The 16,311-nt window shown below is 62.1% G+C and carries 15 protein-coding genes and 1 riboswitch; of the genes, 9 read left to right on the top strand and 6 right to left on the bottom strand.

Translation table 11 applies throughout. The features are described 5' to 3' along the window. Positions 1-4 precede the first annotated feature (4 nt). The 9 genes from ACI3L3_RS07615 to ACI3L3_RS07655 all read left to right on the top strand — a co-directional run bounded on the left by ACI3L3_RS07615 (position 5) and on the right by ACI3L3_RS07655 (position 9,921). Positions 5-1,423: a biotin carboxylase N-terminal domain-containing protein gene (locus ACI3L3_RS07615; protein ID WP_404844509.1), complete on the top strand. Its 1,419-nt coding sequence runs from the start codon at positions 5-7 to the stop codon at positions 1,421-1,423. An 88-nt stretch (positions 1,424-1,511) separates the two neighbouring features. After that, positions 1,512-3,782 carry a carboxyl transferase domain-containing protein gene (locus ACI3L3_RS07620; protein ID WP_404844510.1) on the top strand — a complete coding sequence of 757 codons (2,271 nt, stop codon included), beginning with the start codon at positions 1,512-1,514 and terminating at the stop codon, positions 3,780-3,782. Positions 3,783-3,855: 73 nt separating this feature from the next. Next, positions 3,856-4,506 carry a biotin attachment protein gene (locus tag ACI3L3_RS07625; protein ID WP_404844511.1) on the top strand — a complete coding sequence of 217 codons (651 nt, stop codon included), beginning with the start codon at positions 3,856-3,858 and terminating at the stop codon, positions 4,504-4,506. Positions 4,507-4,514: 8 nt separating this feature from the next. Then, positions 4,515-4,874, top strand: a complete 360-nt coding sequence (locus ACI3L3_RS07630) for a hypothetical protein (protein WP_404844512.1) — start codon at positions 4,515-4,517, stop codon at positions 4,872-4,874. Positions 4,875-4,911: 37 nt separating this feature from the next. Next, complete coding sequence (locus ACI3L3_RS07635) at positions 4,912-5,421, top strand: single-stranded DNA-binding protein (RefSeq protein WP_404844513.1); 510 nt, start codon at positions 4,912-4,914, stop codon at positions 5,419-5,421. Positions 5,422-5,866: 445 nt separating this feature from the next. Further along, positions 5,867-6,487 (top strand): class I SAM-dependent methyltransferase, encoded by a 621-nt coding sequence (locus ACI3L3_RS07640; RefSeq protein ID WP_404844514.1) that lies wholly within the window; start codon positions 5,867-5,869, stop codon positions 6,485-6,487. Positions 6,488-6,732: 245 nt separating this feature from the next. Then, a riboswitch (cobalamin riboswitch) is annotated at positions 6,733-6,892 on the top strand. A 169-nt stretch (positions 6,893-7,061) separates the two neighbouring features. Next, positions 7,062-9,140 (top strand): ribonucleoside triphosphate reductase, encoded by a 2,079-nt coding sequence (locus ACI3L3_RS07645; protein ID WP_404844515.1) that lies wholly within the window; start codon positions 7,062-7,064, stop codon positions 9,138-9,140. A 51-nt stretch (positions 9,141-9,191) separates the two neighbouring features. After that, positions 9,192-9,440, top strand: coding sequence for a hypothetical protein (locus ACI3L3_RS07650; protein ID WP_404844516.1), 249 nt, complete (start codon positions 9,192-9,194; stop codon positions 9,438-9,440). A 283-nt stretch (positions 9,441-9,723) separates the two neighbouring features. Then, complete coding sequence (locus ACI3L3_RS07655) at positions 9,724-9,921, top strand: hypothetical protein (protein ID WP_404844517.1); 198 nt, start codon at positions 9,724-9,726, stop codon at positions 9,919-9,921. On the opposite strand, the gene ACI3L3_RS07660 is transcribed toward ACI3L3_RS07655, so the two are convergent. The 6 genes from ACI3L3_RS07660 to ACI3L3_RS07685 form a co-directional block, all read right to left on the bottom strand. Beyond that, positions 9,915-10,775: a hypothetical protein gene (locus tag ACI3L3_RS07660; protein ID WP_404844518.1), complete on the bottom strand. Its 861-nt coding sequence runs from the start codon at positions 10,773-10,775 to the stop codon at positions 9,915-9,917. The two genes, ACI3L3_RS07655 and ACI3L3_RS07660, sit on opposite strands and share 7 nt — an antisense overlap. 162 nt (positions 10,776-10,937) lie before the next feature. After that, complete coding sequence (locus tag ACI3L3_RS07665) at positions 10,938-11,792, bottom strand: FAD/NAD(P)-binding protein (protein ID WP_404844519.1); 855 nt, start codon at positions 11,790-11,792, stop codon at positions 10,938-10,940. Beyond that, a complete protein-coding gene (locus ACI3L3_RS07670; RefSeq protein ID WP_404844520.1) occupies positions 11,789-12,862 on the bottom strand; it encodes a 4Fe-4S dicluster domain-containing protein in 1,074 nt (357 codons plus the stop codon). Before ACI3L3_RS07670 ends, ACI3L3_RS07665 begins: the two co-directional genes overlap by 4 nt. Then, a complete protein-coding gene (locus ACI3L3_RS07675; protein WP_404844521.1) occupies positions 12,862-13,860 on the bottom strand; it encodes a 4Fe-4S dicluster domain-containing protein in 999 nt (332 codons plus the stop codon). The genes ACI3L3_RS07670 and ACI3L3_RS07675 overlap by 1 nt, the downstream gene beginning before the upstream one ends. Continuing rightward, on the bottom strand, positions 13,853-14,362 hold the full coding sequence (locus ACI3L3_RS07680; RefSeq protein WP_404844522.1) for a hydrogenase iron-sulfur subunit: 510 nt from the start codon (positions 14,360-14,362) through the stop codon (positions 13,853-13,855). Before ACI3L3_RS07680 ends, ACI3L3_RS07675 begins: the two co-directional genes overlap by 8 nt. Next, positions 14,350-16,308 (bottom strand): 4Fe-4S binding protein, encoded by a 1,959-nt coding sequence (locus ACI3L3_RS07685; RefSeq protein ID WP_404844523.1) that lies wholly within the window; start codon positions 16,306-16,308, stop codon positions 14,350-14,352. The genes ACI3L3_RS07680 and ACI3L3_RS07685 overlap by 13 nt, the downstream gene beginning before the upstream one ends. Positions 16,309-16,311 lie beyond the last annotated feature (3 nt).

Below are 16,311 nucleotides of genomic sequence, written 5' to 3' on the forward strand. Positions count from 1 at the left end.
ACCAGTGTTGAACAAACATAAGGTACTGGTGGCGAACCGCGGAGAGATCGCCATGCGGATTGTCCAGGCCTGCCGAAAGCTGGGTCTGGACTTTGTTTGTGTGTATACCGCCGCGGACGAGGGCTCCGGCCATGTCAAACTGGCTCGGGAACTCGGCGGCGAAGGTGCGCTCTATCGCATATCCTCCTACCACGACGCCAATGAACTGCTGGCCGTGGCCGACGATGCGCAGGCAACTGCCGTGCACCCTGGCTACGGCTTTTTTGCGGAAGACTTCCGCTTCGCCCGCCGCGTAACGCAGCGCAAAAACCGCCTGCATTGGATTGGCCCCTCGTGGCGCGTCATCCGTGAGTTGGGCGATAAAATCAACACCAAGCGCCTTGCGCGCAGCCTTGGCGTGCCCACGGTGCCCGGTTCCGACCGCCCCATCTATGACGAGATGGAAGCCGAGGAAATCGCCGAGAACCTCTTTGCCTTTCAGGCGGAGCAGGGCGTGGTGAACCCGGTGGTGCTGGTGAAGGCGTCGGCCGGCGGTGGCGGCATGGGCATTGAGGAAATCCATGATATGGATTCCTTCCGCTCCATCTATCGCCGCATCCGCAACTACGCCAAGCGGCAGTTCAATGACGAAGGCGTGCTGGTCGAACAGCGCATCTTCGACTTCAATCATCTGGAAGTGCAGATTCTTGCAGACCGTCACGGAAGCGAGCCGGTACATTTCGGCACACGCAATTGTTCCGTTCAAAGCACTGGTCGGCAGAAACGCATAGAAGTCGCCCCCGGTTTCGCCCCCGGTGAATTGGGCTACGGCTTTGATGCGCAGGCGCTTTTGGACGAGATTATCGGGCACTCCCTGTCCATGGCCCGCGAGTCCGGCTATGACAGTGTGGGAACGTGGGAGTGGATTGTCACCCCCAACGGCAAGCCCTTCCTGATGGAGGTCAACACCCGCATTCAGGTTGAGAACGGCGTTTCCGCCATTATCTCCCGCACTCCGCAGAGCGAAGTGGTGGACCTGATTGCGGAGCAAATCCGTTGCGGCCTTGGCGAAAAGCTGGGCTACGGACAAGGCGACATCACCTTTGAGGGTGTTGGCATAGAATACCGCATCATCGCGGAGGACCCGGCCAACAAGTTCACCCCGTGGTGCGGCCGCATCGACACCTTCACGTGGAAGGAAGAGTCGTGGCTGTCCATGTACACGCAGGTGCCAACGGACGAGCCGTATCAGATTCCCACGGAGTTCGACCCCAACCTCGCCCTTGCCATCATCTGGGGCAAGGACCTTGCCGAGGCCAAGGAGCGCGGATTGGCGTTTCTTGACAACCTTGTGCTGGAGGGGCAGGATTCCGCAGGTGATGGGCTGCGCTCCAACGTGGAATTTCTGCGGGAGAAGACGGCCGACCTCCTGAAGTTCAGCTGATGCCGGACCCCGCATCATATTGATGCGGCCCCGTCTGCGCCATAGCGCGGCTGGGCACCACCCGACACTCAATCCCAAAGACACGTATATGGACATTGAAAAGCGGATACAGGGCCTGCGCGACAGGCTACAGTATATTCAGGACATCTTCGGGGCGAAGGAGAATGCGAATATTCAGCTTCTCCAGTCCAAGCTGAATGATTTCCTTGCGCGAGAGGACTCCGTGTCCCCCGCGGAACGGGTCAAACAGCTTTCCGCCCTTGAAGACCTGTTCGAGTTCCTGGAAAAGAAGCTTGAACGTGAACTCACCCCCATGGACAAGGTGCGCATTGTGCGCCACCCGCAGCGCGTCTGCCTCAAGGACATCCTTGAGAACGTCTATGACAACTACACCGAACTGGGCGGACAGGACGAATACAACATCGACCCCAGCATGATCATTGCCCGGGCGTACATCTCCCGCCGCGTTGGCGGCAAGGTGCACAACCAGCCCGTTATGGTCATCGGTCAGGAGAAGGGACACGGGCAGGAATTCCGCAACGGCGGTTCCGTGAAGCCGTGGGGCAACGCCAAGGCGCTGCACTATATGAAGGTCGCCGAGACCGAGAATATCCCTATCCACACCTACGTGTTCACCCCCGGTTCTTATCCCATTGAGGACAACCCCGGCGCGGCGCAGCAGATTGCCCGCAACCTCTACGAGATGGCTGGCCTGACCGTTCCGGTCATTACCTGCATCTCCGAGGGCGGCTCCGGCGGCGCGGAGGCCATTGGCCTTGCAGACCACCGGATGATGTTCTCCCACGGCTACTATTCCGTCATTTCCCCCGAGGGCGCCGCCGCAATCGAGGGCCGTCTGCGTAATGGCCAGCGCGCCAGCGTGGAGCTTATAGAGAGTTGCGCACGCAAGATTAAGATGACGGCGGACGACAACAAGGCCATGGGCTTCATCGACCAAGTACTGCATGAGCCGTCGCTTGGTGCGCGCCCCGAGGACTATGACTTCTTCAAGACACTGCGTCAGGAAGTCATTGCGGCCACGGATACCGTGGTGCTCAACGTCAAGGGCCTGCGCCTTTTCCGCGCCATGACGCTCAGCTCGCGCCGCGCGCGCAAGAAGGGTAAAAGCGCGGAAGACATCTACGTGCGCTGGAACCTGTCCTCGCGCGCCAAAGAACGCCTTGTCTGGCGGCGCTACCAGCGCTTCCGCCGTATGGCGCAGAAGGCCTATCTCGATGATTCTCCCTTTACCGAACGCGTGAACAACGTGCTCGGCGAGTTCTGGTGGGACGTGTATTCGTTCTTTAAGTACGACTTCATGCGCAAGCACCAGAAGAAGATTACTTCCGTTATGGAAGAGCTGGGCGGAGAGATTCAGGTCGTCAAGGACCGGTGCGCCGCGCCCTTCCAGTGGATGCGAAACCGCATCTCCGAAGGCGAGGGCGAAACCGCTATTGATACGGAAACGGAAAAGAGCCTCACCGAGCTGTCCTGCTGGGATGAGGAATGCGATACGGGCAACGGCACCTACTATGTCAGCCCGCAGGCGCGCGAAGACCGCGCCGTCACCTGCCCAAACAGCGCCACGCATGGCTGTGTGGACCTGTGGGCCCCGGACCTCTTTGGCGACTTCGGCGGCGTGTGCTCCACCTGTGGGCACCACTTCCGCATGGAGTACCAGTGGTACTTGCACAACGTCTTTGACCAGAACTCCATCTATGAGTTCAACCGCAACATCGAAGCCGGCAATCCGCTGGATTTCGACGGGCTGGACGCCAAGATTGAGAAGGCCAAGGCCAAGACGGGCAAAAAGAGCGGCTGCACCACCTTTGAGGCGCGCATCCATGGCGTGAATTGCGTTGTGGCTATGCTCATCGCGGACTTCCGCGGCGGCTCCGTTGGCGCGGCAGAGGGCGAGAAGTTCATCCGCGCCGCCGAGCGTGCGCGCAAGAAGCATTACCCCTTCATCGCTTACGTGCACGGCACGGCAGGCATCCGCATTCAGGAGGGCGTCAACGGCGTCATCCAGATGCCGCGATGCACCATGGCCGTGCGGCGCTACATTGAAGCCGGTGGTCTGTATCTGGTGCTGTACGACACCAACTCCTACGCCGGTCCTGTGGCCAGCTTCCTTGGCTGCTCGCCGTATCAGTTCGCGGTGCGTTCCTCGAACATCGGCTTTGCCGGGCCCGGCGTTATCAAGGAGACCACGGGCATCGACATTCCGCCCAACTACCACGACTGCCATCAGGCGCTTTCACGCGGGCATATTCAGGGCATCTGGGACCGCAGGGAGATTCGCAAGAACCTCCAGCAGGCCCTTTTGACCATGGGTGGCCGCAACCTGTACTACAGATAGACACTCTCGGAGCGGAAGCGGCCCGCTGCTTCCGCTCCGGTCAACGTCATACGAACCGCAAGAGGACACTCTCGTGACAGACGTCAAGGCTCTTCTGGAAGAAATGAAAGCCTCCCCCTATGAGATGGTGGAGGTCAGAGCACCGCATACCGGAGTGGTCGAGTACGTAGTGACCGAGACAGCCACCCAGGTTTCCGGCGTGTCCGGAACGTGGGATGAGAAGCCGGGAACGCTGCTCGCCTACCTTGAGCGTGAAAATACCAAAAAGCCCATCCACGCCCCCCTCAAGGGCGAGGTGGACGCCGTATGCCTTGAGCACTCCGGGCAGTTTGTGGAGGAGGGGACGCTGCTGTGTACCCTGCGCCACTACCTGACCAAGGAAGAAGTCATCGCCGCTATTCTCAAGAAGACGCTGCACCTGTTCCACGCCCCGGAGCAGGCCAAGTACTACTTCACCCCGGATGTGGATACCAAGGTCAAGGCCTCGGGCTGCAAGAGCGTGCGCGTGCGCGAAGGCATGGACCTGTTCATCATGTCGCGCATGAAGCGTGAGGCGCCGTTGCCGTACAGCGGTCCGGAAGGCCTTATCTACGCGCTGTACTTTAAGCACAACGAATCCGTCCCCGCGGGCGCGCCGCTCATCGGTGTGTGCCCCGAGGACCTGCTCCCCGTCATTCAGGACGTGGTCAACCGCGTGCAGGGTGAGTGGGAAGAACATAACTAGGAGACGCCGTGGGCAAAATTCTTCAGATTCGTGTTTCGGCTTCCACGCCGTATCCGGACGACGTAAAACGTGCGTGGCCCAGACTTTTTGCCATTGCATGGCCGGAAACGGACGCTCCGGTGACCGCCGGAGGCGGCCAGCCTGGGGTTGTGGAATTGGTCACAGCCCTTGACGACCAGGTGCGTTTTGGCCTTAAAGACAAGGAACTGAAGGCGACGTTGCGAGAGGGGCTGGATACGGCCCTTGGCCTCGTCGCCAATCTGGACGCCGCCCTCGGCGACTGGAATCCCGGGGAAGCTAACGCCATCAGCGTGCGGCTGGAAGACGCCCTGGACGCACTGGAAGAGAAAGCTCCGGCACCCAAATAGCCGGGGATAGAAACGAAAACGAAATCGGGAGAGTCTCATGGCTTCTTTGAACAAGGTAATGCTTATCGGCCGTCTTGGTCGTGACCCCGAGCTGCGCTACACGCAGGCCGGCCAGCCCATCGTGAACATGCGTATGGCAACGGACGAGTCCTACACCAACCAGCAGGGCGAGCGCGTGGACAAAGCCGAGTGGCATTCCGTCGTCGTCTTTGGCCGTCAGGCCGAACCCTGCGCCAACTACCTGCGCAAGGGCAGCCTCGTGTACGTTGAGGGCAGCCTGCAGACGCGCAAGTGGCAGGGTCAGGACGGCAATGACCGCTACAGCACCGAAGTCAAGGCCCAGCGCGTGCAGTTCCTGGACTCCCGGAATACGCAGCAGCAGGGCGGCTACGACGCTCCGCGCCAGCAGCAGGCTCAGCCGCAGCAGCAGTCCCAGCAGTGGGGCGGCCAGCAACAGCAGCCGCAGCAGCAACAGCAGCAGCCTGCTGAAGACCTCGGCCCGGCATTCCCGTCCGAGGCATCCGGCATGGATGATGTGCCGTTCTAAACCGCGAAGCGGTAGGTGCCATATAAGGCATTTGGGAGGGCGACAGCGATGTCGCCCTCTTTTTTTGGGCTTTCGGCCCGAGGGGCGATGCGCCTGACGCGCCAGAGCGAAAGTTCCACCCGCTGTGGGGGGAGACAGTCGGCGCTCGACGACAATTCCGTTCCGGTACGCGAGGAGTATCTAGGCCTTTTTTGTCCGCTCTTGAGGCAAGGTGGCGTCCTTCACCACCGCCGCTCCAGAGGGCGGTGGCGGGCCGAGAGGGCGGGGCGCCACGTACAGCGCGCGGGTGCGCCGCGCGGCATCCTGTGCGTCATTCCGAGGAAAACGCCGCATGCCGGGCCAGCGCGGGAAACACCTCCAAATTCTGTTGCCCACTTGTGCGAAGGCGCAGGGAAGCGTAGCGTAATGATTGAGCTTTCCAAACGCTTTGGCGCAAGGAGGAGTCATGCCCGCACCCCGCGATATGTCGTTCTACCGCTACGATGAATCCCACCGTTTTGCGGCGGAGTATCCGCGCCTTGCGCGGCAGGTTGTGGCGGATTTTGAACTGACGCAGGGCCTGTGCCTCGACCTTGGCACCGGCGGCGCGGCCCTTGCCATTGAGATGGCAAAACTGACGCGCATGCGCTTTGTGGGCGTGGACAACAACGCCGGGGCGCTTGGTCTGGCCCGCGAAAATGGTCAGCGGCACGGCGTGACTTCCCAGCGCCTGTCCCTTGTGGCGGTGGATGTGCATGCGTTGCCGTTGGCGGCGGGGAGTGTGGACTTTGTCATCAGCCGCGGGTCCATCCCCTTCTGGGCGGACCGGAGCCGCGTCCTTGCGGAGGTGCACCGCGTGCTGCGTCCTGATGGGCGCACATTCATCGGCTGCGGCTTTAGCCGGGACCAGCCCCAAGAGGCCGTGGAGAAGATGCGCCCGGCGTGGGCGCGTGAGGACAGCGACGATGAGCGCATGCGCTGGCGCGACCCCGATGTGCTACGCGGCATACTGGAGGCCGCGGGCGTAGAGACGTATCTCATCATGCGTCAGCCCGGATATGGGCACTGGATAGATATCCGCAAATAGTCCCTGCTGGCGGCGCTATTCCCACTTCAGTATGGGGCGGAATTTTCGGGAAAATGGGCGGGGGCGTTTTTTGAAGGAAATTGCGCCCGCCAATCCTGCGGGGTGCGAGTGTCATCTCGCTGTCAGCCGTACCAGGCAGGGGTTTCGCCCCTGTGGAGGGCTGATGATTTTCCCTGAATTTGGGCAGTATTTGGCAGTATTCGGCCTTGAGTGCCCCATACGTTTTTGCTAGGTACCGCTCACTCATTACGCAGTGAACTTCAGGTGCCCACAGGGCAACCAAGGAAATCCGGTGCGAGTCCGGAGCGGTCCCGCCGCTGTATTCCCAAGCATTTCACGGCAGTGCCTTTGCGGCGCGCCGGAGAGGGGAAAGCCAGTCATCCTGCCTGAAGCGTTTCTGACCGTCCGGGGTACGCGGATACCACGGCGGGCAAGAAATACATCCCCCGAACCCTCCCGCGGCAAATCTTGGGCCGCAGGGTAAAAATCATGGCACGACGGCTTGAAGCAGTATCGTGGTCGCATGTGTTTTGTCGTGTGCGATCCGGCGCTTTGTGCCGTCAGCGGAGACCCGATGCCGAAACAGATTCTCAAACGCGACGGTTGTCTTGAAACCTGGTCCACGGAGCGCATTGCCGGCGCCATCTTGAAGGCTCTCAATTCCAGCGGCATCAAGGACCCGCTCCTTGGCAAGCGCCTTGCCCGCAAGGTTGCCGAGCATATCGACGCCGAAGGCGTGGACGTTCCGGAGCAGGAATACGTTCAGGACACTGTGCAGCTGGTGCTGATGGAAGCCCGCCTCTACTCCGTGGCCGAGCGCTACATCATCTACCGCGAAAAGCGGCGCGAGATGCGCAACCAGAATCAGGCTTACATCGACATCTCCAAGATGATCGAAAGCTATCTGGACCGCTCCGACTGGCGCGTGAACGAGAACTCCAATATGGTGCATTCCTTCCAGGGACTCATCCTGCACATGGCCGGTTCCGTTCAGGCCCGGTACGTGCTGGAAAAGTACCCGGAAGAAGTCCGGCAGGCCCACAACCACGGCTATTTCCACCTGCATGACCTGTCCTTCGGCCTTGCGGGCTATTGCTCCGGCTGGAGCCTGAGGGACCTCCTGCTGGAAGGCTTTAACCTCTCTGGCCGCTGCTCCTCCACGCCGCCCAAGCACTTTGACGCCGTGTGCGGACAGATTGTCAACTTCCTCGGCACGCTGCAGAACGAGTGGGCCGGCGCGCAGGCGTTCAACAACGTGGACACCTACCTCGCCCCCTTCGTGCGTGAGGACGGCCTCAGCTACCACGATGTGAAGCAGCAGATGCAGAAGCTGCTCCACAATCTGAACACCACCTCGCGTTGGGGCGGCCAGAGCCCGTTCACCAACTTTACCTTCGACTTCGTGCCGCCCAAGCACATGGCCAAAGAGGCCGTGATCATCGGCGGCAAGCTGATGGATTCCACCTACGGCGAATACGCCGAGGAAATGGAAATGATCAACCGCGCGTTCCTTGAAGTGATGCTTGAGGGCGACGCCGACGGCCGCATCTTCTCCTTCCCGGTGCCCACGTACAACGTCACCTCCGACTTTCCGTGGGATTCCGAGTCCGGCAAGCTGCTGCTGAAGATGACCTCCCGCTACGGCGCGCCGTACTTCCAGAACTTCATCAACTCGGACCTGAACCCCGAGGACGTGCGTTCCATGTGCTGCCGCCTGCAGATGGACCTGCGCGAAATCCGCAAGAAGACCGGTGGCCTGTTCGGCGCCGGCGACCTGACCGGTTCCATCGGCGTCGTCACCCTGAACCTGCCCAAGCTGGCCTATCTGGCCCACAACGAGGAAGACTTCCTCGACCTCGTGGCCGAGTACGCCAGCCTTGCCAAGGACTCTCTGGAGTACAAGCGCAAGCTCGTCACCCAGAACCTTGAGGCGGGCATGTTCCCGTTCTCGCGCCGCTACCTGAAGAATGGCTACAAGGGCCACTTCTCCACCATCGGCGTTATTGGCGGCCACGAGGCCTGCTTGAACCTTCTTGGCAAGGGCATCGAGAGCGAAGCCGGTCTGCGCCTGATGCGCCGTACGCTGAAGCACCTGCGTCAGCTCATCGTGGACTTCCAGGAAGAGACGGGCAACCTCTACAACCTTGAGGCCACCCCCGGCGAAGGCACCTGCTACCGTCTGGCAAAAATCGACAAGGACCTGTACGAAGACATCAAGACCTCCGGTCAGGATGTGCCGTACTACACCAACTCCACGCTGCTGCCCGTAGGCATCACCTCCGACGTGGTGACCGCGCTGGAGCACCAGAACGAGCTGCAGACCGTGTATAACGGCGGCACCGTGTTCCATACCTTCCTCGGCGAGGCCGCGCCCTCCGAGGAAAGCGTGAAGAGCTACCTCATCCGCGCCATGTCCAACACCAAGATTCCGTATATCTCGGTGACGCCCACCTTCTCGGTGTGCAAGGAGCACGGCTACATCTTCGGCGAGCACTTCTCCTGCCCCACCTGCGGTGAGGATACGGAAGTCTACACCCGCGTTGTGGGCTACTACCGCCCCGTGAACCGCTGGAACAAGGGCAAGCAGGAAGAGTACCGCGACCGCAAGGAATACGCTATGGAGTCCTTCTGCGGTTGCGAGTGCAGCGCCTAGCACGGGCGAGAGCAGCGGCCTTTTCGAGAGCGTTTTCACAGGAGTTCATGCATGATACTCAGTGCGCAGCAGTTGCGCGCCCTCCGGCAGCGTAACGATGAAGAATTGCGAAAGGGGCAGTACGCCAAGCACGGCTACCCCGCGCATACCATTCGCGACCTGTTGCAGACCGTGGAGGCGCTGAAAAAGGAAAAGAAAAAGTGGCAACGCCTTGCCACCACGCGCGGCAAAACCCTCGACGAAATCCATGAGCTGGCCGAGAAAAACGGCAACGGCGATGGAAACGGAGAGTGCAGCTAAGTTGCCCGCGCCATACCGCCATACCAAAGGGCCGGGAGGATATATCCTCCCGGCCCTTTTTGCGTGCTGCCCCAGCAGGGAAGGGGCGCAGATTTCTGCCGCAACGGGGCGGCCGGAATTGTTCAGCTTTTGCTCCAAAATGTGTTGAGCGTGGGAAAAGCCTTGTCCCATCGGTGTATTTCGGATTTCGAACAGCCGCGAATTGCGTTACCCTTGATGGGAGTCGATACGTCCGCCGCGCGCTGGCGAGGGCGCGCGGCACAAGCTTCACCAGGGGGACAGGATGAAGATAGCAGTCGAAATCACGGTGTTTAACGAGGTGATTACGAAAGTTGTCGAGTACCCGGGTATCCCGCAGAGCCACGCGGAAGTGATCCGCTGGCTGATGGCTGAAAAGATCGACCTGAGGTGGACGGACTATGAGAACGCCCCGGTTGAGGACAAGTTTGTTTTTGACCTGAAGGACGGTGTGTCTCACTGAGGGGGCGGGGCCGGAAAAAAGGCCGTGCGGGAGCGCTGTGCTCCGTGCCGGTTGCCTTTGATGACAAGCACGCGGCCCCGGTCATGAAATTCATGGAGCAAGTGGACGTCGGCGAGATGGGAGAGCGCCGCGTCCAGCTCCACATCAAGGCGCGCCTCCTCACCGGGGACGGCGCACAGACCAAGCAGGCGGTCGCGCGCAATGCTGCAGCTTCCGCCACAGGCCCAAAGGGCGGCATGGAGCCATCTCGCCAGCCCGTGGGGCGCCAGCAAGACCCGCTCGCGCAGGAACATGCGCAGGGCGGGTCTGTTGTGAAAGGCGTTCGCCACGGCGGGGTGCACGCGGGCGATGCAGGTGTCATCCACCCGGTCATACAGCAGGCTCTGCATCATTTGAAAGGAAATACGGTAGCGCGCGTCCTCAAGGGTGAGGCGGGCATGCTCCAGCCGTGAAAGGCTGGCGTGCACGCGGCGGCGGTTGTCCTGACGGCTGCGCAGGTCAAGGGTGGCGAGGATGTCCGGCATGTGCACGCGGACGATACCATCGCCGGATTCGCTGTCTCCGGCGGCAAGGCACGCCGTCAGCACGTCCAGATCAAATTGATCGAAACGTTCGCCAGTGAAGGTGAAGCGGCGCGTGGCCGTTGGCATGTCCAACTGATGGCAGTGCATATGCGGCCTGCGCCCGCCCCACACCGCGCGAAACAGACTGGAGGCCATAATGCAGGCGGGCGTGATGCGCAGGAAGCGGTTCTCGTCCGGCGTGAAGCCGTTTTGCGTGGCGGCGTCGCCGGGATGGGGGCCGGATATGTACCAACTGGGCGTGTCGAACGTGCCTTCATCGGCGTAGAACATGGCGTTTTCCTTTGCGCGCCGTAGGGCGCGGTGTCCCTGTCCGACTTCCGGGCGAACGGCGGGGCGAGTCCTCATTCTCCCCGCCGTCCGCGGACCGGAAGTCGCACCTACTATGCCAATCGCGCGGCGGCCATGCGTACCCGCCGCGCGTGACCCCCATTTCTACAGGTCTGCTGGCAGGGTCTTCAGTTCCGCATAGGAGAAGACCGGGCCGTCCTTGCAGACGTATTTTGAACCGATATTGCACCGTCCGCACAGGCCGACGCCGCATTTCATGCGCTTTTCCAGCGTGGTGATGATGTTTTCATCGGCAAAGCCCATCTTTTTCAGCGCTTGCAGCGTGAATTTAATCATGATGGGTGGCCCGCAGGTGACGGCGATGGTGCGCGCCGGGTCGGGGTGGACTTTGTCCTGCAGGACGTTGGGGATAAGCCCCACTTCGTGCTCCCAGCCCGGTGCCTCGTTGTCGATGGTCAGGATGGTGTTGAGGTCGCTGCGCTCCAGCCAGTTTGGCAGCTCGTACTGGTAGGCCATGTCCTGCGGGCTGCGCGCGCCGTACAGCAGGGTGATGTCGCCGTAGTCGTCGCGGTTGTCCAGCATGTACAGGAGCAGGGTGCGCAGGGGCGCCATGCCGATGCCGCCGCCGACGAAGACGATGTCCTTGCCCTTCATGTCCTCATAGGGAAAGCAGTTGCCAAGGGGCGCGCGCACGCCGATCTGGTCGCCGGCGCGTAGCTGGTGGAGCTTGCCCGTCAGCTCCCCAACGCGCATCACGGAGAATTGCAGATAGTCCATGCGCGTTGGTGAGGAGTTGATGACAAAGGTTGCCTCGCCCACGCCAAACACCGACAACTGGCCGACCTGCCCCGGTTCGAAGGTGAAGGCCTTCATGCGGTCCTCATTGTTGAGGGTGACGCGGAAGGTTTTGATGTTTGGCGTTTCGTCGATGACCTCGTGAATGGTCGCCATGTCCGGCAGGTAGAGGTTAGCCATATTCTTTTGTGGCATATGGGTCATGATTGCGCCTCCGTCTCGGTGTGCGGCTCATGGGCGAGCACGCCGCACAGCACTTCGCGTATGTCCATGGAAACGGGGCAACTGCGGATGCACCGCCCGCAGCCCACGCAGGCGATTTCGCCGCCGTGGCTTTGCGGGTAGTAGGCGAACTTGTGCCCCACCCGGTTGCGGAAGCGCTGGCTCTTGTCCGCGCGCGGGTTATGGCCGCTTCCTTCCAGCGTAAACAGGGCGGACATGCAGTTGTCCCACGAGCGAACGCGTGTACCAGTGGAGCCTTTTGGCTCGTCGGTGATGTTGAAGCAGTAGCAGGTGGGGCACACATAGGAGCACACCCCGCAACTGAGGCACTTGTCGGAAACCTGTTGCCACAGGTCGGTGTGGTCAAACAGCGCCGCGATGTGCTCGGGCGCGCCCGTCAGGTCCGTGGCTTCACCAAGGGCCTCGCGCGCGGCGGCGTGGGCGGCTTCGGCCTCGTCCTGCGCGCTTTCGGGCGGCGCGGTGAAGTGCTCGTCCTCAAGGAACGGCTCACCGCGCGGGGTGAGGGCGAGGGCAAGGTAGCCGCCGGTGACGGGTGTGAGCAGGATGTCCGACCCCTCGGAGCCTGCCGGGTCGCCGCCGGTCCAGTGGCAGAAGCATGTGGGCGCGGGGGTAGTGCAGGCGATGCTGGCCACCACGGTGGTGTCGCGCCGCGCGGTGTAGTATTTGTCCGGATTTTCCGGATCCGCAAAAACGCGGTCGATAACGGCCGCGCCGCGTGCGTCGCAGGGGCGCACGCCAAACAGGAGCGTTGGCGTGGTGTGCAGGGTTTCGTGCACGTCCAGCACCACCTTGTCAGGGTTTTCCGGGTCCTTGACGTAGCGGTAGGCCATAAGGGTTTCGCTGGGCGGGATGAGCGCCGTCTTGGGCGAAACTGTGGCGGGCTGGTCAAGGCACAGGGTTCTGCCCGAGGCAAAGGGGCGGAACACAACGGCCTCCCCCTCCCGGACCGGAGCCAGAACGCGGCGGTCTGCGGCCTGCCGGGTCAGCCACGGCAGAAGGTTCTCCGTGGCAAGGAACTTGGGCGTCGGCATTACCAGCTCCTTTCCTTGATTGTGGGTTCTTCTTCGCGGAAATCGAGCAGCGGTGGTGTGGCGGTGGTATCCGTCCCCGCCGCGTAGTCAAAGAGCCGGTTGATTTCGCGGTTCATCTTTTGGCGCAGGGCAAGGATGGGAATGTCCATGGGGCAGGCGCGTTCGCACTCGCCGCATTCCGTACACCGCCCCGCCGTATGCAGGGTGTGCATGATTTGGAACATCAGTTTCTCGCGTGGGTGGTCCTCCTGCGTAACCCAGTGCGGGTCGCGCGTTTGGGCGGCGCATTGGTCGCGGCAGACGCACAGCGGGCAGGCATTGCGGCAGGCGTAGCACCGGATGCACCGCGACATCTGCTCCTCCCAAAAGGCGAAGCGCGCTGGCTCGTCCATGTCTTCAAGCATGGCGAGGGTGCGTCCGGGCGTGAGCGGGGCGTCCACCGCGCCGCTGCGTTCCCCGATGAATTTGTCGGCCAGCAGGGCGTCCGGATAGGCGCAGGAGCGGCACTTTTCCGCCAGCACCTGCTCGCGCCGCAAAACGTGGGTCTCTGCGCCGCAGGTGACGGTGACGTTGTCCCCGTCCATGCTGATGGCGTCCGCGTGGCCGCATCCGGCAAGGCGCAGCACCTCCGCCGGGCTGACCACACCGCTACAGCTGAGGCCGAAGACCGTAATCTCGTCGCGGTCGATGAGATTTTCCTGAATGAGTTCCACAATGGTGCGGCTGTCGCAGCCCTTGGCGACGATGCCTACCTTAATGGTGCGGCTGTCGCAGCCCTTGGCGACGATGCCTACCTTTTGCCCGCGCAGGTCCGTGAGGTAGCGGGCAAGGTTGTGCACGCACGTGGGGCCAAGGACCATGCGGTCCAGATCGGCCTCCGTGCGGATGAACAGGGGCGCGGCGTGCAGGGCGTCCGGCCCCGTGCCCCACGCCAGCATGACATCCAGCCGGGGCAGGGCTTCGCGGATGGCGTCCTTGAGGGTATCGAGCTTAGACACTGTGCGGCTCCTTTTCTGCGTGGACGGGCATCTGCGCCTGAGTGGCGGCTTGGAAGCGGGCAAGCTCCGCACCCGCCTCGCCGGGGGAGAAGGTCGGAATGGGGCCAAGGGCGTGAATCTGCTCGGTGAAGGTGGTAACCACCTGCTGCCAGCGCTGGCCCTCGGAGGCCGAAACCCATGTGTACTCAAAGCGTCCGGGCGCAATGCCGATGATGGGCAGGAAGGACTTCAGCGCTTCCAGCCGCCTGCGGGCGTAGAAGTTGCCTTTGGAGTAGTGGCAGTCGTTGGGGTGGCAGCCGGAGACCAGCACCCCGTCAGCGCCGCTGAGCAGCGCCTTGACCACGAACAGCGGATTCATGCGTCCGGAGCAGGGCACGCGGATGACGCGCAGGTCCGTTGGCTGGCTAAAGCGGCCAACACCGGCGGTGTCCGCGCCCCCGTAGGAGCACCAGTTGCACAAAAAGCCTATGATCCGCAGTTCCTTGCCGTTTAGAACTGGCATAACGCATTGACCTCGGCGAGTATCTGGTTGTCTGTGAAGTGCTGGAGCTGGATGGCTCCTTGCGGGCAGGTAGAGGTGCAGATGCCGCAGCCCTGACACACCGTTTCAATGACTGAGGCCTTGGTCTGGCCGCGGAAGTCCGTCATTTCAATGGCGCCGAAGGGGCAGGTGGATTCGCATTTGCCGCAACCCACACAGCGGGACATGGACACCAGCGAAACCTGCGGGTCGCTCTCCAGTTTGTCCTTGGAGAGCAGGCCCACCACCTTGCAGGCGGCGGCGCTGCCCTGCGCCACGGAAGAGGGGATATCCTTCGGTCCCTGACAGGACCCGGCCAAAAAGACACCGGCGGTGTTGGTTTCCACGGGTTTGAGCTTGGGGTGCCCTTCCATGTAGAAGCCGTAATGGTCGTAAGAGATGCGCAGTTTTTCCGCGAGGTCCGGCGCGCCCTTGGCGGCCTCGGCCCCGACGGCCAGCACCACAAGGTCGGCCTCAACCTCAACCTGCGTGCCCATGAGCGTATCCGCCCCGCGCACGATGAGCCGGTCCCCGGAGGGGTAAATCATGGACACGCGGCCACGGATGTAGCGCGCGCCGTATTCCTCCTGCGCGCGGCGGACGAACTCGTCGTAGCTCTTTCCGGGAGCGCGGATGTCCATATAGAAGACGTAGGACTGGGAGTCCGGCAGGTGGTCCTTGGCTAGGATGGTCTGCTTGGCCGTGTACATGCAGCAAAAGCCCGAACAGTAGGGCCGGTCCACGGACTTATCGCGCGAGCCGACGCACTGGATGAACACAATATCCCGTGGCTCCTTGCCGTCTGAGGGGCGCTTGATGTGCCCGCCCGTCGGGCCGGAGGCGGACAGCATGCGCTCGAATTGCAGGGAGGTGACAACGTCCGGATAGCGGCCGCCGCCGTACTCGCCGTAGCGCGTGTGGTCGAAGAGGTCATAGCCCGTGGCCGTGATGATGGCGCCCACGTGCTCGGTGACCATTTCGTCCTGCTGGGTAAAGTCGATGGCTTCCGTGGGACAGAATTTGGCGCATGCGCCGCATTTGTCCTTGGTGAGCTTGATGCAGAATTCCGGGTTGATGGCGGCCTTTTTGGGGATGGCCTGTGGGAAGGGGATGCCGATGGCCGTGGTGGGGGCGAGGCCTTCGTTGAACGGGTCCTCGGTCTTTTTGGCCGGGCACTTTTCCATACACAGGCCGCAGCCGGTGCACGCGTCCCAGTTCACGTAGCGCGCCTTTTGGCGCACCTTGACGGTGAAGTTGCCCACGTAGCCGTCAACCTGCTCCACCTCGGACAGGGCGTGGAGGGTGATGTTCGGGTGTTGGGCGATTTCCACCATGCGCGGGCCGAGGATACAGCTGGAGCAGTCCACGGTGGGGAAGGTTTTATCCAGCTTGGCCATCTTGCCGCCGATGGTCTGGGTGCGCTCCACAAGCACCACATCAAGGCCCGCCTCGGCGCAGTCCAGCGCGGCCTGAATGCCCGCCACGCCGCCGCCGATGACCATGACCCGCTTGGTGACGTCAAACTGCGAGGAGGACAGCGGGCTGTCGTTTCGCAGTTTGGCGACGGCCATGTGGACAAGGTCCGTGGCTTTGGCGGTGTTGGCGTCCCGGTCCTTGCCAATCCACGAGACGTGCTCGCGGATGTTGGCCATTTCGAACATGTAGGGGTTCAGCCCCGCGCGCTGGACGGCCTTGCGGAAGGTCGCCTCGTGCATGCGCGGCGTGCAGGAGGCCACGACAACGCCGTCAAGGGCATGGTCGTGCACGGCCTGTATGATGCCCTCCTGCCCCGGTTCCGAGCAGGCGTAGAGGGTGTCCGTTGCGTAGGCCACATCGGGGAACAGGCGCGCGGCCTCGGCAACCTTGGCCGTCTCCACGGTTCCTTCGATGTTGCTGCCGCAGTGGCACACGAAAACTCCGATTCTCATCTG

Origin of the sequence: Desulfobaculum sp. SPO524 (assembly GCF_044987625.1) — a bacterium.
In the GTDB taxonomy this organism is placed as follows: Bacteria; Desulfobacterota; Desulfovibrionia; order Desulfovibrionales; family Desulfovibrionaceae; genus Desulfobaculum.